At 48.0% G+C, this 24,752-nt stretch carries 16 protein-coding genes; 6 read left to right on the forward strand and 10 right to left on the reverse strand.

The features are described 5' to 3' along the window. The 4 genes from R3O62_RS11990 to R3O62_RS12005 form a co-directional block, all read right to left on the reverse strand. On the reverse strand, positions 1-1,173 hold the full coding sequence (locus R3O62_RS11990) for a glycosyltransferase (protein WP_005809282.1): 1,173 nt from the start codon (positions 1,171-1,173) through the stop codon (positions 1-3). A gap of 69 nt (positions 1,174-1,242) precedes the next feature. After that, positions 1,243-2,241, reverse strand: a complete 999-nt coding sequence (locus tag R3O62_RS11995) for an AI-2E family transporter (protein WP_005809158.1) — start codon at positions 2,239-2,241, stop codon at positions 1,243-1,245. Positions 2,242-2,303: 62 nt separating this feature from the next. Continuing rightward, positions 2,304-3,560, reverse strand: a complete 1,257-nt coding sequence (locus tag R3O62_RS12000) for a sensor histidine kinase (protein WP_044301645.1) — start codon at positions 3,558-3,560, stop codon at positions 2,304-2,306. 5 nt (positions 3,561-3,565) lie between these two features. Then, positions 3,566-4,906 carry a sigma-54-dependent transcriptional regulator gene (locus tag R3O62_RS12005; RefSeq protein WP_032531853.1) on the reverse strand — a complete coding sequence of 447 codons (1,341 nt, stop codon included), beginning with the start codon at positions 4,904-4,906 and terminating at the stop codon, positions 3,566-3,568. Positions 4,907-5,187: 281 nt separating this feature from the next. Between R3O62_RS12005 and R3O62_RS12010 the strand changes: the two genes are divergently transcribed. The 5 genes from R3O62_RS12010 to R3O62_RS12030 all read left to right on the forward strand — a co-directional run bounded on the left by R3O62_RS12010 (position 5,188) and on the right by R3O62_RS12030 (position 13,422). Further along, positions 5,188-6,507 (forward strand): TolC family protein, encoded by a 1,320-nt coding sequence (locus R3O62_RS12010; RefSeq protein ID WP_032536354.1) that lies wholly within the window; start codon positions 5,188-5,190, stop codon positions 6,505-6,507. A gap of 94 nt (positions 6,508-6,601) precedes the next feature. Then, the gene (locus R3O62_RS12015; RefSeq protein WP_022013030.1) at positions 6,602-7,849 is read left to right on the forward strand and encodes an efflux RND transporter periplasmic adaptor subunit; all 1,248 of its coding nucleotides are present in this window, start codon (positions 6,602-6,604) and stop codon (positions 7,847-7,849) included. 12 nt (positions 7,850-7,861) lie between these two features. Further along, positions 7,862-10,267: an ABC transporter permease gene (locus R3O62_RS12020; protein WP_250726633.1), complete on the forward strand. Its 2,406-nt coding sequence runs from the start codon at positions 7,862-7,864 to the stop codon at positions 10,265-10,267. Positions 10,268-10,288: 21 nt separating this feature from the next. Beyond that, a complete protein-coding gene (locus tag R3O62_RS12025; RefSeq protein WP_250704248.1) occupies positions 10,289-11,005 on the forward strand; it encodes an ABC transporter ATP-binding protein in 717 nt (238 codons plus the stop codon). Continuing rightward, positions 11,002-13,422 (forward strand): ABC transporter permease, encoded by a 2,421-nt coding sequence (locus tag R3O62_RS12030; RefSeq protein WP_005776381.1) that lies wholly within the window; start codon positions 11,002-11,004, stop codon positions 13,420-13,422. The genes R3O62_RS12025 and R3O62_RS12030 overlap by 4 nt, the downstream gene beginning before the upstream one ends. 157 nt (positions 13,423-13,579) lie before the next feature. Here the strand turns inward: R3O62_RS12030 and R3O62_RS12035 are convergent, their stop codons facing one another. The 6 genes from R3O62_RS12035 to R3O62_RS12060 form a co-directional block, all read right to left on the reverse strand. Continuing rightward, on the reverse strand, positions 13,580-14,926 hold the full coding sequence (locus R3O62_RS12035; protein WP_005776382.1) for an NAD(P)/FAD-dependent oxidoreductase: 1,347 nt from the start codon (positions 14,924-14,926) through the stop codon (positions 13,580-13,582). A 227-nt stretch (positions 14,927-15,153) separates the two neighbouring features. Next, positions 15,154-15,795: a dethiobiotin synthase gene (bioD, locus tag R3O62_RS12040; RefSeq protein ID WP_032539804.1), complete on the reverse strand. Its 642-nt coding sequence runs from the start codon at positions 15,793-15,795 to the stop codon at positions 15,154-15,156. A gap of 31 nt (positions 15,796-15,826) precedes the next feature. Next, the gene (gene bioC, locus R3O62_RS12045; protein ID WP_317472632.1) at positions 15,827-17,272 is read right to left on the reverse strand and encodes a malonyl-ACP O-methyltransferase BioC; all 1,446 of its coding nucleotides are present in this window, start codon (positions 17,270-17,272) and stop codon (positions 15,827-15,829) included. A 46-nt stretch (positions 17,273-17,318) separates the two neighbouring features. Continuing rightward, on the reverse strand, positions 17,319-18,506 hold the full coding sequence (locus R3O62_RS12050) for an 8-amino-7-oxononanoate synthase (RefSeq protein ID WP_032531860.1): 1,188 nt from the start codon (positions 18,504-18,506) through the stop codon (positions 17,319-17,321). A 124-nt stretch (positions 18,507-18,630) separates the two neighbouring features. Then, a complete protein-coding gene (gene bioA, locus R3O62_RS12055; RefSeq protein ID WP_317472630.1) occupies positions 18,631-20,868 on the reverse strand; it encodes an adenosylmethionine--8-amino-7-oxononanoate transaminase in 2,238 nt (745 codons plus the stop codon). Then, positions 20,858-21,265 (reverse strand): hypothetical protein, encoded by a 408-nt coding sequence (locus tag R3O62_RS12060; protein ID WP_317472628.1) that lies wholly within the window; start codon positions 21,263-21,265, stop codon positions 20,858-20,860. Before R3O62_RS12060 ends, bioA begins: the two co-directional genes overlap by 11 nt. A gap of 327 nt (positions 21,266-21,592) precedes the next feature. Here R3O62_RS12060 and R3O62_RS12065 point away from each other — a divergent pair, with 327 nt between their 5' ends. Next, positions 21,593-24,721: a SusC/RagA family TonB-linked outer membrane protein gene (locus R3O62_RS12065; RefSeq protein ID WP_032531863.1), complete on the forward strand. Its 3,129-nt coding sequence runs from the start codon at positions 21,593-21,595 to the stop codon at positions 24,719-24,721. The last annotated feature ends 31 nt before the right edge of the window (positions 24,722-24,752 follow it).

Consider the following 24,752-nt stretch of genomic DNA (forward strand, 5'->3'; position numbering starts at 1 on the left):
TTATCTTCGCATAAAATCACCCTTTCTGCGATAGAGACGGTAGAGTCTGAACTTCAGGGATTGTAGCGGACGGATGATGTCGAAAACCGGTAGTGTAAAGTAGTAAGAGCGGTTGTCTCCCATCTCATTGGCTGTTTTGTTGATGACGTAGGCTTGCGCCGAATAACGTACGATCCATAACAATAGAGCCAGTCCCGCAGCCAGCCAGTGAAAAGAGAGGATACCGAATACGATTCCCGATAGGCAGGCGACATAAAACAATAGCCTCGTGGCGGTTTCCAACCCCAGTAACCAGCGTTGTGAACCTTTATAGAAGCGTGCGGTTGCCATATAGCTTACCTTTTCTTCTTTCCAGTCCTTATAGCGTTCCACAGGTTGCATCCGTATCACTGAATCCGGTGAGGTTTCCACCCGGGTATTGTTTTCATTGGCAATTTGGTTGATAAACAGGTCATCTTCTCCCCGCTGCATGTTCAAGTGGGTAGAAAATCCTTTGACTTTGAAGAACAATTCCTTGCGGTAGGCCAGGTTGCGCCCGATGCCCATGTACGGTTTACCCGCCAGGGCAAAACCCAGATAACGAAGCGAGGTGAAAAGCGAGTCGAAAGATACCCGTTTGTGTAGCCATCCTTTTCCCCGTTCGTAACCGCTATATCCCAGTACGATGTCTGTACTCGGCGTGAAATTGCGTGCTATCCGTCGAAGCCACTTGTCACTGACCGGAGTGCAGTCGGCCTCGGTGAATACCAGCCAGTCATATTTACTGGCTTTAATGCCCAGCGTCAGTGCCAGTTTCTTCCGGCTGATGTACCGCGCGCTGTCCGGTGTGAAACTGTGATACAGGTTCGGGTATTCTTCTTCCAACTCTGACAGGAGATCTTCGCTTTCGTCCGTAGAACCATCGTTGATGACGATTACTTCAAAGTCCGGATAATCCTGTTTTAGGATAGCGGGCAGGTTTCGGCGTAGGTTTTCCGATTCGTTGCGTGCACAGATGACTACAGACAGGGGGGGAAGTTCCCGTCCGAAGTGTACTTCATCTTTTCCAACAGCAAGGTTGTGGGTGTGTATCCGGTTATACAGTCCGAGATAGTAGATAAGTTGAACGATCAAAAGAACGCCTGCGGCTGATAGCAGTATCAGTTCGGCCGTATTGAATGTGAATGCTTCCATTGAATCTTACAAGATGTTTACGTCACAAAAGTACATAATTTTTCAGAGATTAGGTGATTTGTTTCTTTCTTATTTCTTATTGTCCAGATATTCCTTTTTGAACATATCGACAAATAACAAGAACAGCGATAATATAAGCGGTCCGAAGATGACTCCCATGAATCCGAACAACGGTAATCCGATGACTACACCGAAGATTGTAATAAGCGGATGGGTGTCTGCCATTTTCTTCTGTAAGATAAAGCGTATCAGGTTGTCACATTGCGAAACGACAATTCCTCCGTAAGCTGCCAGCCCGATGGCGTTTGCCCATTCACCGGTCAGTGCAAGGTAGGCAGCCACCGGAAACCAGACGAGAGCAGTCCCCACCATCGGGATGATTGTAGCAAAACAAGTCAGAACACCCACTAACCAGGCATTCGGTGCTCCGAAGATAAAGTAGCCGATCAGTGCGACTCCTCCCTGAATAACGGCAAGTAAGGGAATGCCGATGGCATTGGAGCGGACAATCATGTTGATATTGTGTGTTACCTCCCGGGTGTTTTTCTCATTGAAAGGTAGGATGTCGTCAATATAGGACTCCATTTTGGTTCCTCCTATCAGCATGAAATAAAGTACAAAGACCAGAACAAACAGGTTGATTGCAAAGCTGCTGATACCTCCCATGACTGCCTGTCCTATTTTGGGGAGCAGAGAAACGATGAACGAAAGTGTGTCACTGCCCAGTACGTCATATCCTGTTTTCGCCTTGATGATCCCTGCCAATTCTTCAACAGGGGCAATAATGGCCTGTGGGTCCAGATTGATGTCCTGCAACTTGTTGACCAGCATCCATACAATCAGAGAAATAGGTACCAGGAAGCACAGGATGGCTTCACCTGTAATCAGCAGGGCTGCGAAACTTCGTTTCATTCGTGCACCGAGATACATCATTTGTCGCCGGACCAGGATATAGATGGTGAGTGCTCCCAATAATCCGCCGAGAAAAGGGGTAATTTGCCGGAACAAGATGATGCCCAGTCCGATGATGATGATAATCAAAGAATATTTCCAATATTTTTCTTTCATAATAAATAAAAAGGAGAGTAGAGATTCCTCTCTATTTATAACATTACACCTACTAAAATGTTTCAGTCCTGAGGCAGGTCGATACTGAAAATTGTTTGTCCCGGACGACTCTTACGGATCGATAAGTGTCCGTCATGTTGTCGGATGATCTGCTTGCAGAGACTGAGTCCTATTCCGCTTCCTTCCGCTTTTGTGGTAAAGAAAGGAATGAAGATCTGCTCACGTATCTCTTCCGGGATGCCGGGACCATTGTCTTCTATTTCTATCAGCAGACGGTCTGCCTGTTGCAGGCGGAGGATGATTCTGCCTTCCGTCTGTCCTTCGAGAGCCTGCATCGCATTCTTCAGTAAGTTGAGGAATACTTGTGACAGCTGGTTTGCGTCGCCGTTGGTTTCTATCGAATCCGGTGTGGATTGTAACACGAAGTGAATGCCACGTTCGCGGAAATCACTTTGCAACAGTTCTTCCAGGTTGCGCAACATATCGGTCAGTGAGAAACGTTTCTTTTCCGGGTGAGGGAGGTAGGACAGATGCCGGAATGATTCCGTGAATTCCATCAGCCGTTCGCTTTGCGTTTGGATAATCCGTAGTCCGCGGGCTGACTTTTCGTTGATATCCGGATATGCGGATAAGGTTTGTGAGAGTGAAATGATCGGTGCAATCGTGTTCATGATTTCATGGGTCAGCACATGTGTCAGTTTGCTCCACGATTCACTCTCCTTATCACTCAGCTCGTCACCGATATCTTTGATGGATAAGATGGTTATGGTTTCACCTTCCAGGATCATCTCTTTTCGGGATATGCTGAGGCTGTCGCGAATGCCGGTTGCATTCAACAGTTGTGCCAGTTGCATTTCGGTGTAAAGACGGTTGCACTTCAGCAGAGAGAAGGCAGCACTGTTGGCAGTGATGATTCGGCCCGAAGCATCCCAGGCAAGCACGCCGCTGGGCACTTCTTCAAGTAACGACCGGTAGAAGTGCTCCTGTTTCTGGTTTTCGCCTTTGGTACGGGCAAGCAGGTCATTGAGCCGGTTGAGCGAACGGTTCAGTTGTTCCTGTTCTTTGCTGACATTCACTTCCGGAAAGTAGAGCATATTGTCTTTATCCTGCACTGCATCGAAGAACAATTTGATTTTTCGGTTGAATGTATTTAGCCGCCGGGTCAGTGCACCGATCTGAAAAAGAGAACATAGCAATAATATACTGCCGATGATGTATCCGGTGCCGGATAAGATCAGCCATAGTCCGGCACCTGCCGTAGCGAGTATCAGTACGATGTGGAGCAGTATAATGAAATAGATGCGTCGGCTGAATATCATCGGGGTCAGAGTTTGAATCGTTTGAGCTTGTTATACAACGTTTGCCGGCTCACGCCCAGTTGCTCGGCAGCGGCAGTCAGGTTACCGTTGTTTTGCAGGATGGCAGTTTCGATGGCTTGCCGTTCCACCTCTTCCAGATTGGGAACGGTGACTGCTGCCTGTGGCTGCCAGGTCTGTTTCACCAAGATATCTTTAGGGCGGATCACGCTGCCCTCACACAAGATGACCGCTTTCTCGATGGTATGCTGCAACTCCCGGATATTGCCCGGCCAGTGATACCCGCGCAGTTTTTCAACAGTCTGTTCGTGCATCCGTATTTCCTGACGTTGATATTTGGAAGCGAATTTACGTAAGAAACCGTCGATAAAGAGCAAAATGTCGTCTCCCCGCTCACGCAAGGGAGGCAGTTCCAGGTGGATGGTGTTGATGCGGTAGAACAAGTCTTCACGAAACATCCCCTCTTTTACCATTGCGGGTATGTCCTTGTTTGTTGCCGAAATCAGGCGGATATCTACCGGGATCACTTTGTTGCTTCCCAACCGCATCACATTGCGGCTTTGGAGTACCGTGAGCAACTTGGCCTGGAGCGACAGGGGCAGGTTGCCTATTTCGTCCATAAACAGTGAACTTCCGTCGGCGGCCTCAAACTTTCCCCGGCGGCTTTCGTAAGCATCGGTGAAAGCCCCCCGTTCGTGCCCGAACAGTTCACTCTCGAACAGTGATTCGCTGATCGCTCCCATGTCTACGTTCAGCATCGGGCGTGCACCGCGAGGTGAAAGGCGGTGAATCTCCCGTGCCAATATCTCTTTACCGGTTCCGTTTTCTCCTGTTATCAGGATGTTGGCATCTGTCCGTGCCACTTTAGATACTACTTTCATCAGTTGCAGCATGGCAGGCGAATGTCCAACCAGCATTTCGAACCCTTCTTTTTTGTTTTCCTTTGTCTGCCGTTCCGAAGGTTTCATGTTATTGCGGTAGGCTTCCGTCACTTTATCGATCAGGGCCTGATTATCCCATGGCTTCAGGAGGAAGTCGGCAGCTCCGTTTTTGAGTGCTTTTACGGCAAGTTCCACGTCTCCGTAAGCAGTCAGCATCACTACGGGCAGAGTAGGAGCCATCTTCCGGATATGTCCCAGCCAATACAGCCCTTCGTTGCCATTATTGATGCCTGCCGAGAAGTTCATATCCAGGATGACCACGTCGATGCGGTGGGTCGTCAGCAGGGCAGTGATCTGATTCGGGTTCGAAGCCGTCAGTATCTTGCAGAAGTAGTTTTCAAGCAAAAGTTCGAGTGAAGCCAACACCCCTTTGTTATCGTCTACAATCAGAATAGTTCCCGTGTTCATGATATCTCCTTTTGATTCGCTTCCTGTTTTTAAGTTCGTGGTAAAGATATTTGTTTTTGTAACTCCCTGCAAGAGAGTGTCCAATAATTAGACGTTTTCGAATTGAGAATTTATATGGGAAGGGGATGTGGGGACAAATCCGGGGAATGTTGACGTCAACCGTCCAATATCTGTACGCAGTAGCGTCCAAATATTGGACGGTATCTTTTTATTGATAAGTCTATGTGGTTGAATTTTAGTTGTTTATTCTTTTTGGCACACTCTTTGCCCAGATGGTTTATATGAAACATCTTATATCACTTTGTACTTTATTTCTTTTTTCCGCTCTTTTGTCTGCACAGACAGAGAGATCGCTCGACGAATGTATTCGTATCGCATGGAAACAGAATCCGTCTTTGCGGAATAGCGAGATAGATATCAAGGAAAACCGGATGAACTATATCTCTGCCGTGGGGAGTTTCCTTCCCCGCGTCAGTGTATCGGCCGAAGCCGGACGAAACTTCGGACATTCCATCGATCCGAGCACCAACGGATACACCAATAATACGTTCGATGAAGGAACCGTGGGGCTGGACATGACGCTTTCCCTTTTCGAAGGTTTCACCCGCATCAACCGGGTACGTTTTGAGAAGATGAACCGCAGCCGGAGTGAATGGGCTTTGAAGGAACGGCGCAACGAACTTGCCTGCCGGGTGACGGATGCCTATTATAAACTCCTGCTTGAAGAGCGGATGCTCGATCTGGCTTTTGAGCAGAGCCGGCTAAGCGAACGTTATCTCAAACAAACCGAAGCTTTTGTAGAACTGGGTTTGAAGTCGGTTTCCGACTTACAGGAAGTCAAAGCCCGTCGCGAGGGTGATATTTACCGTTACCAGGTGCGTGAGAACGGTTGCCGCCTGGCATTGCTCCAACTGAAACAATTGTTGAACCTGCATGCCGGGGATACGTTGGTACTTCAGGATACAATCAACTACGAATCTCTTCCGCCTTGTTCGCTGCCCCAGACAGATGAGCTCTATATGCAATCTCTGGTAGCAATGCCTTCGATGCGGATGATGGAACTCAGGCAGCGGGCCGCCCGTAAAGAGTATGCCATGGCGGGCGGTAAGTTCTCGCCGACGGTTTTTGCCCGTTTCTCAATGGCCTCCCGTTATCTCGACGGTTTTTCTACCAAACAGCTGAACGACAATTTAGGAAAGTATATCGGTGTCGGCATTTCCATCCCTTTATTGAGCGGGTTGGAACGACTGACCACCCTGCGCAAACACAAGTTGAATATATTCCGTCTCCGGAACGAGGAAGAACTTCAAAAACAACAACTCTATACAGAGGTGGAGCAAACGGTTCTTTCTCTTCGTTCCGGATATGATGAATTCCGGCAGGTATTGCAGCAGTTCAGGGCCGAAGAACTGGTACTGAAAGAATCCGAACGGAAATGGGAAGAGGGGCTTATCTCCGTATTCCAGCTGATGGAAGCCCGCAATCGCTTTATCTCTGCCAAGGCCGAGTTGACCCGGGTGCGCTTACAGGTGGATATGACCCGGAAGATGGAAACTTATTATCGGACGGGAAGCTTTTGTACGTTGCCCGGTGAGAAGTGATATACGGGGTATGTGACCGGTACATCGTTCCTTTACGACCTGACGGCATAACCTTATAAACAAACGTGAATCATACATAAAACAATAACTATCTATGGATACAATGATCGAACGGAAGCCCGGAATGAAGCGAAAACATTATTATGCTATTGCCGGAGCCGTGGCACTGGTGGGACTTATCTTTTATTTTATTTTCAGGGACACTTCCTCTTCTATGAGTGTAGAAAAAGACCGGCTGACCATTGCTACTGTTACCCGCGGAGAGTTCAGTGATTACATCCGGGTCATCGGACAAGTGATGCCCAACCGCATCATTTATATGGATGCGGTAGAGGGAGGCCGTGTCGAGGAGCGGCTGAAAGAAGAGGGGGCCATCGTCAAAGCAGGCGACGTCATTCTCCGTCTTAGCAATCCGCTCCTGAACATCGGGATCATGCAGAGCGAAGCCGATCTCGCCTATCAGGAAAACGAGTTGCGCAACACCCGCATCAGTATGGAACAGGAGCACCTGCGGCTGAAGCAGGAGCGCATCGGGCTGAGTAAGGAACTGGCTGTGAAGAAGCGTCGTTACGACCAGTACAGCCGTCTTATCAAAGAGCAACTGATAGCACAGGAAGACTTCCGGTTGGCACGTGAAGAGTATGAGGCGGCACGGGCACAACTGGATGTTGTGGACGAACGTATCCGTCAGGACAATATTTTCAGGGAGAGTCAGGTTCATAGTCTCGATGAAAACATCCGTAATATGAAGCGCAGTCTTGCCCTGGTACGTGAACGGGTGGAAAACCTGAAAGTAAAAGCTCCCATAGACGGACAGGTGGGGAACCTCGATGCTCAGATCGGCCAGTCCATTGCTGCTGGCGAGCATATCGGACAGATCATTACACCCGATTTGAAAGTGCAGGCACAGATTGATGAGCATTATGTGGAACGGGTGGTTCCCGGACTTCCGGCTGATTTTACCCGTGACGGAGGAAACTATAAACTCGAGGTGACCAAACCCTATCCCGAGGTAAAGGAGGGCCAGTTCCGCACCGACCTTCAATTTACTTCCGGACGTCCCGAGAACATCCGTGCCGGACAGACTTATCACATCAATCTCCAGTTGGGAGATCCTGCCCAGGCCATTCTTGTTCCTCGTGGCGGATTCTTTCAAATAACCGGGGGCCGCTGGATGTATGTTGTTGACGAAAGTGGTAAATTTGCCACGCGCCGTCCCATCCGGATCGGACGGCAGAACCCGCAATATTATGAAGTGACCGAGGGATTGAAACCGGGTGACCGGGTGATTGTATCCGGATATGAATTGTTTGGGGATAACGAGAAACTTATATTGAAATAAGAACCGAATACTATGAACTACATTTCGCAAGTGATACGAAGCCAGCGGGTTAAAAAGTCTCTGACGCTGATAAACATAACAGGGTTGTCGGTCTGTATTGCGGCGGCACTTCTTATTATGCTTTATGTCTGGTCGGAGTTAAGTTATGATTCATTTCATGATACCGACCGTGTGTATCGTGTTGAAAGCAGACTGTATGAGGGCGAGATGCTGACGGATAATTGGGCGACTACGGCTTATGGGCATGCTCCTGCCATGAACAGGGAAATAGCGGGAATTGAGAAGTACGTCCGTGTTACGGCTCAGGATCGCGAGCAGGTGGTGAATTACTTCGACAGGAGATTTGCCGAGGAACATTACTGCTATACCGAGCCTGCCTTTTTCGAAATATTCAACTTCCCCATAGTTAAAGGAGAAAAGACCGGGCAACTGGTACGCCCTAATACGGTGGTACTGACTGAAAGCGCTGCAAGTCGCTATTTTGGTGAAGAAGACCCGATAGGCAAGATACTGACCTTCAGTACCTCTTCATCACAGCAAAACTTTGAAGTAACGGGCATTATTGCCGATATGCCTGTCCGTTCGCACCTGCATTACGATTTCCTGCTTTCCTACAATACGATTCCCAAGGAACGGCAGGACATCTGGTACATTCACGGTGTATATACTTACGTCCGCCTGATGCCCGGAAAGACTCCGGGAGAAATTGAACAGGCTTTCCGTGACATATCCGACAAGTACAAGACTGATGCACTGAAACATAAAACCTGGGCTGTAGAACTGATCCCGTTGAAAGACATTCACCTTACTCCTCAAAAAGCATACGAGAAAGAGGTGAAAGGAAGCCGGACGGCGGTTCTTATTTTGTTCGTAATGTCCGCCATTCTGCTGCTGATAGGTTGGGCAAATGCCTTGAACCTGACCGTAGCCCGCTTTTTGGAGCGTGGACGGGAGTTCGGGCTCCGTAAAGCTTTTGGTGCTTCGCGCCGTCAGATTATTATCCAGGGACTTCTTGAGTCCGGTTTCATGAACTTGCTGGCTACGTTGATAGCTTTCGGCTGGCTGGAACTCCTCTTGCCCCTTGTCTATCGCTGGGCAGGGCAAAACTTCGGGACAGACATACTTATGCAACCCGCTTTTTGGGGGATTGTAGCCGGAGTGGTTATCATCGGTACGTTGGTTGTAGGGCTTTATCCTTCCTGGCTGATGGTCACTATCCGTCCGTCGGAGATTATGCGCGGTAAACTGTTGCACGGAAAGAGAGGCAACCGGATCAGAAAGGCGTTGATTGTTGTTCAGTTCCTGGCTTCTTTTGTTCTGATTGCAGGCACGTTTACTGTGTTTCAACAGGTCCGTTACATGCAGCGTGAGGCCGAATCGGATCTGAATACCCGCATTCTGGTCATTAAATATCCTTCGTTCACTGAGGGACTGTCGCTGCGCATGGAGAGCTTCACCAAACGTTTGAAGCAACGGGCGGATGTAAGTCACGTGACAGTTTCGGGAGCTGTTCCCGGTGTGGAAGTTGCCAACTATTTTACCAATCGGCCGTATGGAAGCGATCCTTCACAAGTAAAATTGATACAGATGTTTTCTGTAGACTACGACTATTTGTCTGCCTATATGCCCCGTATGGTTTGCGGACGAAGTTTTTCCGAAGATTATGGTGGCGATCTTAACCGGGTGGTGCTTAACGAAGAAGCTGTCAGGCTGTTGGGCTACGAATCGGCAGAAGCGGCGTTGGGGCAACAACTTAAAATGGAAGTGGTTAGTGACCCGCTTGAGATAATAGGAGTGGTAGAGAACTACCACCAGCAATCGCTTGCCGTGGCTTACAAGCCTATCATTTTCTTTTTGAAAGAGCGTGTTCCTTTTATTGCAACGCCTTATATTTCTGTCTGTCTGAAAGGAAAGGGTGATGCCGGCGTCTTGACGGAAATTGAACAGATGTATCGTGAATACTTCCCGACTTCTTTATTTTCTTATTTCTTTTTGAATGATTTTAATGAATTCCTATACAAATCCGATCGTAATTTTGGCTGGATATTTGCCAGCGCCTCATTGCTTGCCGTATTTGTTGCTTGCCTTGGATTGTGGATTGTAACACTGTTTTCCACCTTGTCACGTTTGAAGGAGGTGGGTATCCGCAAAGTGCTCGGCGCAAATAAAACCAGCCTATTCTTTGTCCTGACCAAAGAACTGTTGTTGCTTACCGTATTGGCATCTGCAATCGGTATTCCTGTATCGGCAGTGCTGATGAATGCTTGGCTGGAAACGTACGCTTTCCACATTTCGCTGTCCTGGTGGATATATGCAGCCACTTTTGTACTGCTGATGCTGATAGCCTTTCTCACTGTGTTCCAACAGGTATGGCGTACCATCCGCCAGAAACCTATGCGCATTTTAAAATATGAATAACTAATATAATATATAACGATTATGATTAAAACAGAAAAACTGTCTATGCTCTTCACCACCGAGGAGGTGCAGACCAAAGCGTTGAATGAAGTGACCATGCAAGTGGAGCGGGGAGAATTTGTAGCTATCATGGGTCCTTCCGGGTGTGGCAAGTCTACTCTGCTGAATATCCTGGGTACACTCGATTCACCCACTTCCGGTTCTTACTTCTTCGAAGGCAAACAGGTGGACAAGATGAACGAGAACCAACTGACGGCCCTGCGTAAGGGAAATCTGGGATTTATTTTCCAGAGTTTCAACCTGATTGACGAACTGACCGTATACGAGAATGTGGAGCTTCCTCTGGTATATCTGGGCATGAAACCTGCCGTACGGAAAGAAAAGGTGAAACAGGTACTTGAGAAAGTAAATTTGTTGCACCGTGCCAATCATTTTCCGCAACAGCTTTCCGGTGGACAACAACAGCGCGTCGCCATAGCCCGTGCCGTGGTGACGGACTGTAAATTGTTGCTTGCCGATGAACCGACCGGAAACCTCGACTCGGTAAACGGTGTGGAAGTGATGGAGCTACTACAGGAACTGAACCGTCAGGGGACTACCATCATCATCGTTACTCACTCGCAGCGTGATGCGACTTATGCCCACCGGATTATCCGCCTGCTCGATGGGAAGATCGTAGCCGAGAATATCAACCGTCCGTTGGCCGAAACTTCCGGGACTAATACAGAGAGCGTATGATAGGGAATTATTGGAATAGTGCCTATCGTAACCTGATGAAACGGAAGGGATTCAGTTTCATCAATGTTTTCGGATTGGCAGTCGGCATGGCATCTGCCTTGCTGATATTGACTTATGTCACTTTTGAGTTCAGTTTCGACAAGATGCACGAGAAGTACGAACGCATTTTCCGTGTGGAAAGCACTTTCTATGAAGGCGAAGTACAGACCGACTATTGGGCCAGCAGTTCGTTTGGTTATGGTTCGGCCATGAAAGAGAATCTGGCCGGAATTGAAGACTATACGCGGGTGGTCTCCTTGTATCAGCCGGAACAGATTGTGAAGTATGGTGAACTTACTTTACGTGAAAACCAGATTGCTTATGCCGATCCCGGCTTCTTCCGTTTGTTCGACTTTGAGTTGGTGAAGGGAGATAAGGCCACTTGCCTCTCCATGCCCCGGCAGGTGGTCATTACCGAACGGATTGCCCGTAAATATTTTCAGGATGAAGATCCCATCGGTAAGATACTTATCTTTACTGGACCTTATGACAAGGTGGTTTGCGAAGTGACCGGTGTTATGAAAGAGATGCCTTCCAATTCACATGTCCATTACAATTTCCTGATTTCCTATAAATCGCTCGGACAGTATTTGCATGATTATTGGTATAAGCACGAGGTTTATACTTACGTATTACTCGATTCTCCCGAAAGGAAGGCAGAAATAGAAGAAGCGTTTCCGGCAATGGCGGAGAAATATAAGACGGACGAGGCTTTGAAGAACAAAATCTGGGGAGTTTCACTGACTCCATTGGCCGATATCCATCTCAAACCCCAAGTGGGATACGAGGCCGAGATCAAGGGAAACCGCACGGCGATGATTGCCCTGATCTTTGCTGCCATAGCCATTCTGGCAATTGCCTGGATCAATTATATCAACCTGACCGTAGCCCGTTCGATGGAACGTGCCAAGGAAGTAGGGGTACGCCGGGTGATAGGAGCTTTCCGCAAACAGCTTATTTCACAGTTCTTATTTGAGGCTTTGGTGATGAACTTGGTTGCTTTTGTGCTGGCTGTGGGGCTGATTGAACTGGTTCTCCCGTATTTCAATCAGTTGGTAAGCCGTACGGTTACCTTCTCTGTCTGGTTGACCGGATATTGGTGGCTGTTACTGTTGTTCGTGTTAGTTGGCGGTATTTTCCTTTCCGGTTACTATCCTGCGCTGGCACTGCTGAATCGTAAACCGATTACGTTGCTGAAGGGAAAGTTCCTCAACAGTAAGTCGGGAGAAGGCACTCGCAAAGTGCTCGTGGTTGTTCAGTATACAGCTTCCATGATTCTGTTGTGCGGTACATTGATTGTGTTTGCGCAGTTGAACTTCATGCGCAGTCAGTCGTTGGGAGTGAAGACGGACCAGACCCTGGTGGTGAAATTCCCCGGACGGACCGAAGGGATGAATACCAAACTCGAAGCCATGAAGAAAGCTATTGCCCGTCTGCCTTTGGTGGATAAAGTCACTTTTTCCGGTGCGGTTCCGGGTGAAGAGGTGGCTACCTTCTTATCCAATCGCCGGAAAAGCGACGCTTTGAAGCAAAACCGGCTCTATGAAATGCTGGTGTGTGACCCGGACTACATCGATGCTTACGGACTTCAGCTTGTGGCTGGACGCGGGTTCTCCGAGGATTATGGAGACGACGTGAATAAGTTGGTGGTCAACGAGTCTGCTGTCCGTAACTTAGGACTTGCTTCTAACGAAGAGGCTCTCGGCGAAGAGATAGAGGTGGAGTGTACCGATGCTCCGATGCAGATCATCGGCGTGGTGAAGGATTATCACCAGCAGGCACTCAATAAAAACTATACGCCGATTATGTTGATTCATAAAGATAAAATCGACTGGTTGCCGCAGCGGTATATCTCTGTTGTGATGAAGTCCGGCGACCCGAAGGAGCTGGTGTCACAGGTTGAGGAGATCTGGCATCGCTATTTCGAAGATTCCAGTTACGACTTCTTCTTCCTCGACCAGTTCTTCGATCATCAGTATCGGCAGGACGAGGTGTTCGGTGTCATGATCGGCTGTTTTACAGGTCTGGCTATTTTCATCTCTTGTCTGGGATTGTGGGTACTGGTAATGTTTTCGTGCTCGACGCGTACCAAGGAGATGGGGATCCGGAAAGTATTGGGGGCTACCCGTTGGAATCTGTTCTATCAACTGGGTAAAGGCTTCTTCCAATTGATCCTGGTAGCAGTAGTCATTGCGCTGCCCGTCGCCTGGTTCAGCATGAATGCCTGGTTGAGTCATTATGCTTTCCGCACGGACCTGAAAGCATGGTTCTTTATAATTCCGGTAGTGTTGATGCTGCTGATTTCGTTTGTGACAGTAGCCTGCCAGACAGTGAAGATCATAGTGGGAAAACCGGCACGGTCATTACGATATGAGTAACCTGACGGAATAGATACGAATACAATTCACCACAGAGTACACGGAGTACACAGAGATTAAAAACTCTGTGCTCTCTGTGTACTCTGTGGTGGATTAAAAGTCATTGCAAAATCAGTTGGTTTAATTTCTCCGATTCCTGAGCGGAGCGATAATTCCTTTATGGCTGTGTATGGTTCTCTTCACCCCAATGCGTTTTCGCTTCCAGTTCTTCACGGTCACGCACCTCTTTTGCTTTTTTTGCATAAACAATCATTCGCAGAGACTGGTCGTAAGTGAAGTAATTCCATATCCAGTTGAGTAATACGTTTGCTTTGTTTCGCACTCCCAGGATGGAACGTAAGTGAACAACCAACCACATCACCCAGGCCAGCCATCCGGCGGTTTTGAAACTGCTGAACTCTGCTACGGCACGGTTGCGTCCTACGGTTGCCATCGATCCCAGGTTGCGGTAATGGAACGGTTGCATCGGTTTTCCCTTTTCCAGTCTTTGCAGGTTTTTGGCAAGCAGCTCTCCTTGTTGGATGGCTACTTGTGCCAGTTGCGGGTGTCCGTTGGGATAGTTCTTGTCTGTGGTCTGGATACACTGGTCGCCGATTGCGAAAATATGCTCAGTTCCCTGTACACGGTTAAATTCGTCTACCTTGATTCTTCTTCCTCGTCCCAGTAACTCTCCGCTGATATTGCCAAAGGTGATGGCTGCCACACCACTCACCCAGATGAAGGTGCGTGTGGCTATCTCTGTCCCGTCTTCCAACACCACTTTATGATCTTTGTAGTCCGTCACCCGCTTGTTCAGCAGGATGTTGACTCCCATTTCGCGTAGGAACTGTTCGGCATGACGCGATGAATCTTCGGACATTCCGGCCAACAGTCTGTCTCCTGCTTCAATCAGATAGACGTGCATCAGGCTGCTGGGCATATCCGGATAATCATTGGGGAGTACGAACTTTTTCATTTCCGAAAGTACTCCGGCTATCTCCACTCCGGTGGCTCCTCCGCCCACTACGACAACATTAAGCAACTCCTGTCGCTCACGTTCTGTGGCGCAGGTGATTGACCGTTCAAAGTTTGCCAGCAGAGCATTTCTCAATCCCATGGCTTCCGAAACGGTTTTCATAGGCATGGCTTCTTCTTCGATGTGTTCGTTGCCGAAGAAGTTCGAAGTAGTGCCGGCTGCCAATACCAGGTAATCATATTCTGCTTTACCGATGGAAGTCTGGATCATCTTTTTCTCGGGGAAAATGGCCCGTACCTCTGCCATGCGGAAGTAAAAGTCTTTTCGCTTTTGAAAAATCTTCCGGAAAGGGAAGGAGATAGAGCTGGGTTCAAGTCCGGCGGATGCGACCTGATAAATCAGGGGAGGAAACTGATGATAATTGTTCTTGTCTACTAAAACAACCTGAAAGCCAGATTTCTTTAGCTTGTTGGCCAACTTGAGACCACCGAAGCCACCACCTACGATGATGACACGCTTCTTGTCGTTTTTTACAATGTTGAAACTCATACTGAAAACTTCTATTTAACCTGATGTGTCTAAAAACTAATGTCATGAAATAAACATTTATCATCGGTATAAAGTTTCCGTAAACAGCAATTAAAATACTTGTTATCATCACAGGTTAAGAGATTACACAAAGATATAACAGCCGGAGTTGCTTATCCTTGAATTGCCTGTTTGTGTAATCCGTTAATCTGTGGTGAAAGAGATTTTGCAATCGTGTACCGTGGCGTTTATAATTCCGGTACTGTCCTGAATTTAGTTTCCGGGAAATGCTTCTTCAGATACCGTTGGATAAATTGCTGTGTATCCTCTTGTATGGTTCGGTCTTCGACTGTGGGATAGAGGTTGTATAATACCGTATCCAGTTCGATGCCCCGGCTTTTAATAGCTTCCAGGCTGAGTAGAGTATGGTTGATGCTGCCCAGCTTGCCCGAAGTGACAAAAAGTAACGGATAACCCTTTTGCGCTACATAGTCGATGGTCAGGAACTCTTCGGTGAGTGGAACCATCAGTCCGCCGGCACCTTCGAGCAGGACGATGTCATAACGGTGGCTCAACTCTTCTGTGGCACGTTCTATCTTGTCGAAATCGATAGGCCGTCCGTCGATGCGTGAGGCGAGATGTGGAGAACAGGGATAAGAAAAGATTTCAGGCATGGTCAATCCTTCCCGGTCGTCATCGGTAAGGGCGATGTCCATGATGCGGCGGTGCAGGTCGATATCTTCCGAATGACCCGTATTTCCGGTCTGGATAAACTTTTGGGTAATGGTACGTTGGCCTTTCCGGTTCAATTCCCGTGCCAGATAACCTGTGGCATAACTCTTTCCTGCATCTGTATCGATGCCGCTGATAAAATACACATTCTTTTTCATACTTCTTATGTTTGAGACCCGCAGGTCGTTATTATCTTTTCTTTGCAATGATATAAATGGGATGATAGGTCAGTGAAACAGAGCCTTTACCAGGGCTGAACAGACGCTCATATTCCTGACAGAAGAGGCTCAGTTTGCTCCGGGTCCAGGCTCTGTTACAGGTACCCGTCACTCCGGTTTGTTTCAGGTGATAAAGTACTTCCATCGGATTGCTGAAATTCAGTGAGATGACTTCTTCTTCCGTATGCACGATGTCGTATAGTGCCGAGAGCGAAGCAGTCAGTTCTTCTCTTGAACGGTAGGCGAGTCCCTGTCCGGTCAGTTGACGGATCTCCTTCATGTTTTCTTTCCCGAATGTACTGAAGGCGATGTATCCCTTTGCATTCAGGATGTTTTCGCATTTGCGGAAAAAAGCGTCGGGATGCTCAAACCATTGCAGGACGGAACACGAGGTGATCAGTTCCGTTCCGTGGGGAAAGGCAAGTGCTTCGGCATCTCCGGGCAGGAAAGAAACCTGTTCGTTCAGGATATCTTCGCAACTGTGGCGCATCTCTTCACAGAGATCATTCAGCAGTAAGCGTTCCGGACGAAACGAACGGAGCAACAGACGCGAGTAAGTACCCGTGCCACAACCGAACTCTACGATGCGGCGGAAAGATTGCCGGGGGAGGTGCTGCTGTAACAGGGTACACATTTTCCGGGCAATCTGCTGTTGCACGCGGGCTTCGTGAGGATAGGTATCGATTGCTTTTGAGAAGCGTTGGGCGATCAGCTGTTTGGAAAAGGGAATAATGGGAGAGAGGTTCTCTTTCAATATCTTATCGTCATAATGTGCTCCTTCATATCGTTGTATTTCAGTGCAATGCCCTTCCCACGCCTGTTCCTGATTCCGGGACGGAAAGATATGGTCTGATTCTCCGATAATCGCTTTATTCCAGACAAAGGCGGATGGGGGCAGTTCGTTGCATTGCTTGCGGATGGCGGCCAGTTCCTCTTTCAGTTCCTCAACCGTTCTTTGGGGAGCTATCTCGCAGAAAGCCTTAAAGTCACTTCCCGAACCGCACATCCGTCTGCGAAACTTCTGTAGCGTTGCTTCGCTGAGGTTGTTGAGTGTGCCCTCAAAAATGATGGGAGGGATTCCTCTTGCGTCATCGATGGGGAAAGGAGTACCGTTGATGGCAATGCTTTGTGTTATGGGAAGGTTACTGCCTTGCAGCACTTGTGAAGCAGCCCATACTCCCATTGACCAGGCTACAACCTGTATTTGGGTATATGTGGAGAGCAACGTCTTGTCAAAGTCAAGGGAACGGTAATCATAGCAGATAATCAAGTCTCTATGTTGTGGGAGATAATGTATGAAGGGAGTTTCGTCCATTCCCCATCCGGTAAAGAAGAGAATGACTTCACTCCCGGTCTCTCTCCCGGGGAGAGGAGAGTTCTGAGAATATTTTGTTTGATATAGTCTTTTAAGTATCATAGCTTTATTGTTTATCGTTCACAGTTTATCATTCATCGTTTACAGTTCATCGATTATCATTTACTGTTGATATGAGTTTTTCCACTTCCTCGTCTGTCACGTCTGCGGTCAGTGAAAAGCGGATGCGGGAAGTACCTTCCGGTACTGTAGGCGGACGGACAGGTAATGCGTAGAATCCTTTACGTTGTAACTCTTTCGCTATCTGTATGGCAGTTACACTTTCACCTGCTACCATAGGCACGATCTGACTGACTGAAGTGGAAGAATAACCTTTCTCCCGGAGCGCAACTCGCAAACGCTTACTGATGGCTGCTAAGTGTTCTCTCTTTTCTTGATATTCAGCCAAATGGCGGAGTACGAATGAAGTCCATTGTAGGGTGACGGGCGGAAGACCGGTGGTGAAGATGAAAGGACGCATCTTATTAATCAGATAATCCCGTATTACTTGTTTGCATACTACGTAGGCTCCGGCAGAAGCCAGCGCTTTTCCGAAGGTACCTACCAGAAAGTCGATATCCGCTATGCATCCGTAAGCTTCGGCGCATCCCAGTCCGCCTGCTCCCCGGACACCTACCGCATGGGCTTCGTCCACGTAGAGCAGTATGTTCGGATACTTTTGTTTGAGCTTGATCAGCCGGGGCAGGTCTGCTTCGTCTCCATCCATACTGAAGATGCTTTCGGTAACGATAATCACCTGTTCGTATTGTTTGTGATGGGTTTCAACTAATTTTTCTAACTGGCTGTATTCATTGTGCCGATAACGGATATATTTGGCCTCCGATAACCGGATACCGTCTATCAGGCTGGCATGTACCAGTTTGTCCGCGAGAATCAGTGTCTTTGTGTTGCATATGGCTGGCAGAATACCTGTATTGGCATGATATCCGCAGTTGAATACCAATGCTGCTTCTGTCCCGAAAAGTGAAGACAAGAGATCTTCCAGTTCACCGTATGCGGCAAAATTACCGGTAAGCAGACGGGAGGAAGAGGAAGAGAATTTGACTTCTTCCGGTTTTACTGTCTGCCAGAAAGCATTTAGTAAGACAGTATCATTGGCCAGTCCCAAGTAATCGTTGGACGATAGGTTTAGCATCCGTTGCCCGTTAATGATGACCTCTTTGCCTTGATGAATCAGGGTAGGGAGGATACGGAAATTATTCTGTTCTTTGAGAAGTTTCAACTCCTCAAAGAAACGGACGGATTCATAGCCTTCCGTTTCTTGATTATAGTTCATGATTGTAATGTTTTTGAGTTTATTTCACCACAGAGGACACAGAGGACACAGAGTTTTAATCTCTTGTTTATTAGGATGTTTAAGAGAAATATATTCTCTGTGTCCTCTGTGGTGAATCATCAGTTTAGAGACAGGTGGAGTCGTCGGTTATACATTTTATCATTCCTTCCGTCAGTTTCGTCAACTGTTCGGATGTAATGATAAACGGGGGCATTACATATACCAGTTTACCAAACGGACGCAGCCAGATCCCTTCTTCTACAAAACGGCGTTGCAGATGTGCCATGTTCATCGGTTCTTTCATTTCGATCACTCCGATGGCACCCAATACCCGTACGTCCGCTACTTGAGGAAGCTTACGCGCCGGAGCCAGTTCACGGTTTAGTTGTGCTTCGATCCGTTTTACATTTTCTTGCCAGCCGGATTCCAGAAGCAGCCGTATCGATGCACACGCCACGGCACATGCCAGAGGATTTCCCATAAACGTAGGCCCGTGCATGAAGGCACCCGGGAAATGGTTGGAGATGCAGTCTGCTACTTCGTTGGTGGTCAGTACTGCCGACAGGGTCATGTATCCTCCTGTCAGGGCTTTTCCGATGCACATGATGTCCGGCTCTACTCCGGCATGTTCCCAGGCGAAGAATTTTCCGGTACGCCCGAATCCGGTCGCTATTTCGTCAAAGATCAACAATACCCCATGCTGTCGGCAGAGGTGTGCAGCTTGCCGTAGGTATTCCGGATGATAGAACCGCATGCCTCCCGCACCTTGTACAATTGGCTCGAGAATGAGAGCTGCCAATTTTCCGGACTGCTTTTCCAGCAGTTGTTCCAGCGGACGGATGTCTTCCGGATCCCATTCGTCTCCGAACCGTGAAGTAGGGGCGGGGAGGAAATGGCGGATAGGGAGTGCCGAACCGAAGATGCTATGCATTCCCGTTACCGGATCGCATACCGACATGGCATTCCAGGTATCTCCGTGGTAACCGCTGCGGATGGTGACGAAATTACTTTTTTCCGGTTGTCCGGCTGCATACCAATACTGTACGGCCATTTTCATCGCTACTTCAACTGCTACCGAACCTGAATCGGCATAGAATATCTTTTGCATGGAAGGCGGAACCAGCGGCAGCAACAGTTTGCCGAGTTCGATAGCCGGATCGTGTGTAAGTCCGCCGAACATGACGTGAGACATCTTGCTGAGTTGCTCTTGTACTGCCCGGTTCAATGCCGGATGATTGTATCCGTGGACTGCACACCACCACGATGACATACCTTCGATCAGTGTCTGCCCGCTTGCTAATGTGATGGTGACGCCGTCAGCCCGTTTCACTTTATAGACCGGAAGTGGATTGGAAGTCGAAGTATACGGGTGCCATAAGTGTTCGCGGTCGAACTGTGAGTCGGCAAAATGGTAGCCTTCCGAGAGAATCATCTCTTTGTCATCCGATACTTTAGAGCCAAGAGTAGTCAGCAAATCTCCCACAATGGCGGAGTTAATGCCGATATAGAGCGATTTCCGGACAGCTTCGGGCGTTAACTGCGAACGTCCCCCGGCAAAGCGCAGGTAGGCTGTAGGATTTATGAAACGGAAAAGGGCAACTGTTGTCAGTACCTCTTCTTCGCTGAGCGGTGACTGATGTTCGAGCGGAGTGCCCGGTATGGGTTGCAGCAAGTTGATCGGGATGGATTGGATGTCGAGCTCGCGGAGCGTGAAGGCAAACTCGATCCGTTGTTCCACGGTTTCGCCCATACCGATGATACCGCCGCAACAAAGGTCCATTCCTACCCGTCGTGCGGCATGCAGGGTCTTCAGTTTCTGCTCCTGTGTATGTGTGGTGCAGAGTGAGTCGAAATGTGAAGGAGCAGTCTCAAGGTTACAGTGATACCGGGTGACTCCGGCATTGTACAGTGCCTGTAATTCTTCTTCGTCCAATAGTCCCAGTGAGGCGCATAGCCGGATAGACGAGTGACGTCGCATTCGTCGTGCGGCTACACAAAGTTCCTTCATGTTTTTAGGCGAAGGTTTCCGACCGCTGGTCACCAGTGAAAAACGATTGATTCCTTGCGCTTCGTTGTATTTGGCCTGACGCAGACACTCTTCCGCACTCACCAGATCGTATACATCTGCCTTCGTCTTGTAGTGGGACGACTGTGCACACCATTTGCAGTTTTCGGGGCAGCGTCCCGAACGGGCATTGATGATGGAACACATGTCGAACTCCTGTGAAGCGCAGAAACGGGTGATTTCGTGCGCTGCATCGTACAACTCTTCTTTTCGGGGAAATTGTGCCAGCCATTCGGCCTGCTCACGGCTGATCGCCGTTCCCTGTAATACTTGGTTTTTGATTTCTTCAATGGTCATAGGATGGGGAATTAAAAAAGAGGTTGCCGGTCCCATTTGGATGGGAGGCAACCTCTTTATATAAAATGTATAAAACGGATGTCGCAACAGCCTGCTGTGCGGCACCTGAATAAGAATGTTTCAAAGATTGAAATGGAATGAAAAGAAAGAGTAAGGGTGTGGGAGACAGTACGGTACTCTCCCAATCTTCTTCCGGGACAGAATCTTCTGTTTCACGTTGCGGGTCAATTCCTTCCGCATGTGGAGTCTGTTGCTTGCACAACGCACATTCCGTAACATTCTTTCTCAATTGTCCGATGGTGACACACAATCCCAAAGTGGCGAATATGGCATAGGCTTTCCGGCTCCACTGGCGGAAGCGGATGAACGAATGCGATATATACCTTTCTTTTTTCATAAGCTATATGGGGGATATCTTGTTATCGGACGGGGGCAAAGCTACAAAGAATCTACGGAATGACCAAGGGATAGCATCGGTTTGTGAACAGAAGTGTCACTTCTACCACAAATGCGGTACAAGAATCCCCTATAAAAGGGATTTCGGGAACAACCTCTATGCTCTACTTTTGCAGCATGGAATGATCCGTGAAAATTAATTAAAAAATGTAGGTGGCTTTTGACACACCTTCAAGAATAAAACAACAATTTCAAAGCTTTTAACAACAATCTGCCGGATTGTGTGTTAAACAAAAGATTCTAATTTAAACATAACTAAACTTAAGGTATGAAGACCAATTTACGTCTATTATTTACGTTGCTCTTTGTGGTTTCGGTTGCAGCATTACATGCCGGGACAATGAATGACATACGTGTTTCGGGCACTGTTGTGTCCGAAGGAGACCCGTTGCCCGGTGTATCGGTATTAGTGAAAGGAACCAGTGTCGGTACCATTACGGGTATCGACGGTAAGTATTCCATTAATGTACCGTCCGATGGTACGCTGGTATTCAGTTTTATCGGACTGAAATCCGTGGAACATAAAGTGGGTGGACGCTCAGTGATCAATGTCGAACTGGTGCCCGACAGCAAACAATTGGAAGAAGTGATGGTAGTAGCCTATGCCACTGCCAAGAAATATAGTTTCACCGGTGCCGCTTCTACCGTTAAAGGTGACGAGATAGCAAAGTTACAAACCTCGAGTGTCTCACGTGCCCTTGAAGGAACCGTAGCCGGTCTGCAGGCAAGTGCCGCAAGCGGTCAGCCGGGTACCGATGCAACCATACGTATCCGCGGTATCGGATCCATCAATGCGTCCAGTGCACCTCTTTATGTAGTGGATGGTGTGCCTTATGACGGCAGTGTGAACTCTATCAACCCCGAAGATATCGCATCGATGACGGTTCTCAAAGATGCGGCCTCGGCTGCTTTGTACGGTTCGCGTGGTGCCAATGGTGTAATTATTATCACCACTAAACAGGGACAAAGCGATTCGAAGACTACGGTGAATGTGAAAGCCAGCTTCGGTGGTTCCAATCGTGCGGTACGCGATTACGACCGGATCGGCACCGATCAGTACTTCGAACTTTATTGGGAGGCTTTACGTAACCAATATGCACTTGATACAAAGAATTATACTCCTCAGACGGCGGCTATCAAAGCTTCTAAAGACTTGGTAGGAAAACTCATGGGGAGTGGCCCCAATCCTTATGGGGCTAAATACCCTCAGCCGGTAGGCACGGATGGAAAATTGGTGGACGGGGCCGTTCCACTCTGGAACTTCGATTGGCAGGATGCCATGGAGCAGCAGGCACTTCGCACGGAATTGGGATTGAATGTCTCAGGAGGGGGCAAAACCAATCAATATTACTTCTCTGCCGGATATCTGAATGATAAAGGTATTGCCTTGGAGTCCGGCTATGAACGCTTTAATCTCCGTTCGAACGTGACAAGCCAGATGACCAAATGGCTTCGGGGAGGAGTGAACATGAGCTTTGCCCACTCTTTGCAGAATTATCCTGTATCATCGGATACGAAAACAAGTAACGTCATCAATGCCGGCCGTCTGATGAACGGGTTCTATCCCATCTATCAGATGAACGAAGACGGAACCTATAAACTGGATTCCGAGGGACAGCGGATATACGATTTCGGTTCTTACCGTCCGTCCGGTTCGATGGCTAACTGGAACCTTCCGGCTACATTACCCAATGATAAGTCGGAGCGTATGAAAGATGAATTTTCGGGACGTACTTTCCTTGAAGTTACTTTTATCGAAGGATTGAAGTTTAAAACCAGCTTCAACTTTGACCTGATCAATTATAATTCACTCGACTATACCAACCCTAAAATAGGCCCGGCTGTTAATACCGGAGGTTCATCGAGTCGTGAAAACGACCGTACTTTTTCGTGGACTTGGAATAATATCCTGACTTATGACAAAACCCTCGGAGAGCATCATTTCAACCTGTTGGCCGGACAAGAGGCTTATTCTTACCGTTACGATGTGTTGCGGGCATCCCGTTCGAATATGGCATTGCCCGATTTTCCCGAACTGGCTGTCGGTTCGCTGGTAACCGGAGGGACAGGATACCGCGTCAATTACTCGTTGGTAGGATACTTCTTAAATGCCCAATATGACTATCAAAGCAAATATTTCTTTTCAGGTTCTTATCGGCGGGACGGATCTTCCCGTTTTGCTCCAGAGACCCGTTGGGGTAATTTCTGGTCCGTCGGTGCTTCCTGGCGTATCGATCGTGAAGACTTCATGGTGGCTACGAGCGACTGGCTTTCTGCTCTCACATTGAAGGTTAGTTATGGTGCGCAGGGTAACGATAATTTGGGAACGTATTATGCCAGCAGCGGACTTTATTCGGTGGTGAGCAATAACGGAGAGAATGCATTGGTATCCGATCGTCTGGCTACACCAAAACTGAAGTGGGAAACCAACTTGAATTTCAATGCCGGCATTGACTTCTCGTTGTTCAACAACCGATTCTCCGGTTCGTTCGATTTCTTCCGTCGGCGTTCGAAAGATTTACTCTATTCCCGTCCGTTGGCTCCCTCGCTCGGTTATAATTCAGTAGACGAGAATGTAGGCGAACTAAAGAATACTGGTGTTGAAATCGATCTGAAAGGTACCTTAATCCATACCCGGGACTTTATGTGGCGATTGGGGCTTAACCTGACACATTATAAGAATGTCGTGACTGACCTTCCATTGAAAGATATGCCTGTGAACGGAGTTCATAAACTGGCAGTGGGACGTTCTGTTTATGATTTTTACATGAAGAAATGGGCGGGAGTTGATCCGGAAAACGGGGATCCGTTGTGGTACAAAAATGTGAAGGATGCCAATAACAAGATCACCGGGCGTACGACTACCAATGACTATGCCCAGGCGGATTATTACTATACCGGCAAATCATCCTTACCCAAAGTGTACGGGGGATTTAATACCGCTTTCTCGTATAAGGGTTTTGAACTATCGACAATTTTTGCCTATAGTATCGGAAATTATATCGTGGACCGTGACGTAACTATGCTATGGCATAACGGAAGTTCTACCGGACGTGCCTGGTCGACAGAAATCCTGAACCGTTGGACACCGGAGAATCGATATACTGATGTACCGGCACTAAAAACCGTATCGAACAGTTGGAATGCAAATTCCACACGTAACCTGTTTAATAACTCGTTCCTGCGGATGAAGAATATCACACTATCGTATAACTTCCCGCAACCGATGATAAAGAAGATCAGCCTGAACAGCCTACAATTGTTTGTACAGGCCGATAATCTGCTTACCGTTTCGAAGAATCAGGGACTCGATCCCGAACAGGATATCAGTGGGTTGACATATTACCGTTATCCGGCTATGCGTTCCATTTCAGGAGGAATCAATGTTTCGTTCTAAGGTTTTAATCCTCAGAAAAGGTGCTGTTGCA

Source organism: Bacteroides hominis (assembly GCF_033042785.2).
Taxonomy (GTDB): Bacteria; Bacteroidota; Bacteroidia; order Bacteroidales; family Bacteroidaceae; genus Bacteroides; species Bacteroides hominis.